Raw genomic sequence first — 1432 nt, 5'->3', positions numbered from 1 at the left:
CGTTGGCGCTGGGTGCGGTTTGCCAGCAATGAGAAGTCGTCCACGCTCGTTGCCTGCCACCATGCCCTATTCGAGAGCCTGGGCGGTGTACCGAAGGAGATTCTGTACGATAACGCCAAGACGATCGTTATTGATCGAGATGCGTATGGCCAGGGCCATCACCGCTGGCATGCCGGAATGCTGGATCTGGCCAAGTATTACGGCTTTATGCCACGCCTGTGTCAGCCGTACCGAGCCCGGACCAAGGGCAAGATAGAACGCTTCCATCGTTATCTGCGCGGGAACTTCTACGTGCCGTTGTCCAGTTGGCTGAAGCAGTCCGGCATGATGCTGGACGTAGAGACAGCCAATGCCGAAGTAGGCAAATGGCTGCGCGATGTAGCCAATCAGCGCATTCATCCGGTCACCAACCAGGCGCCCGATGTCCTGTTCGAGGAGCAAGAGCGCGCCGCCTTGCAGCCGTTGCCCGCATTCGCGCGCGCACCGCGGCCAGTGCCGTTACTTACCGAGCGCCCATTACCTGACATGGATGCATCGCTCCAGCACCCTCTATCGGTCTACCAACAACTGCTGGCCGAGGTGCGAGCATGAATCTGCAACATGAACGCATCGACGCGCATTGCCAGACACTTAAGCTCGAAGGGCTAATGCAGAATTACCGTGCATTGGCCGCCGAAGGGGTAAGCAAGGACTGGAGTTTCCTCGACTATCTGGAACAAGCGCTAGCCTTTGAGCGCGACACGCGCCAAGTACGTTCTCGTCAGACACTGGTGCGTATGGCTGGATTCCCGGCTATCAAGACCCTGGATCAGTACGACTATAGCTTTGCAGTGGGCGCGCCCAAGAAGCAGCTCGATGAGCTGGCAAGCCTGCGATTTATTGATCGGGGAGAGAACGTCGTCTTACTGGGACCTTCTGGCGTTGGTAAAACCCATGTCGCCATCGCTTTGGGATACGCCGCGACCCAGGCCGGCATAAAAACGAAGTTCATCACCGCAGCAGATCTGATGTTGCAATTAGAGGCCGCCATGCGTCAAGAGCGCTATAACGCCGTGTTGCGCCATAACGTACTGGGGCCACGTCTGCTCATCGTTGACGAAATTGGCTACCTGCCTTTGAGCGGCGACCAGGCGAGCCATTTCTTCCAGATCGTTGCCAAGCGCTATGAAAAAGGCGGCTCCATGATACTGACCAGCAACCTGCCATTTACACAGTGGGACCAGACATTCGGGGGCAACACCACCCTGACGGCAGCCATGCTTGATCGCGTCCTGCATCACTCACATATCGTGCAAATAAAAGGAGACAGCTACCGGCTCAAACAACAACGCAAGGCCGGACACTTCCCGTCCATAGCTAAATAATCACTGGTTCAAATTTACTTTGCGCAATCCTGCGCGAAGTGGCTCAAATTCCAAATGCGTTTGACACC

At 56.1% G+C, this 1432-nt stretch carries 2 protein-coding genes; both read left to right on the top strand.

Annotated elements, in window-relative coordinates; translation table 11 throughout:
* Window positions 1-591, top strand: a 591-nt coding sequence (gene istA, locus ERE07_RS21550; RefSeq protein ID WP_130011071.1) for an IS21 family transposase, incomplete at its 5' end; no start/stop codon positions are given.
* On the top strand, window positions 588-1364 hold the full coding sequence (gene istB / locus ERE07_RS21545) for an IS21-like element helper ATPase IstB (RefSeq protein ID WP_130011070.1): 777 nt from the start codon (window positions 588-590) through the stop codon (window positions 1362-1364). The genes istA and istB, both read left to right, overlap by 4 nt.
* Window positions 1365-1432 lie beyond the last annotated feature (68 nt).

The sequence above is a fragment of the Allopusillimonas ginsengisoli genome, assembly GCF_004153455.1.
Lineage (GTDB): Bacteria > Pseudomonadota > Gammaproteobacteria > Burkholderiales > Burkholderiaceae_B > Allopusillimonas > Allopusillimonas ginsengisoli.
This window is presented reverse-complemented; position numbering and strand designations above follow the sequence as displayed.

What these genes read in the sequence shown, in the direction of transcription:
- istB (WP_130011070.1), top strand. Translation starts at nt 588, where the DNA reads ATGAATCTGCAACATGAACGCATCGACGCGCATTGCCAGACACTTAAG.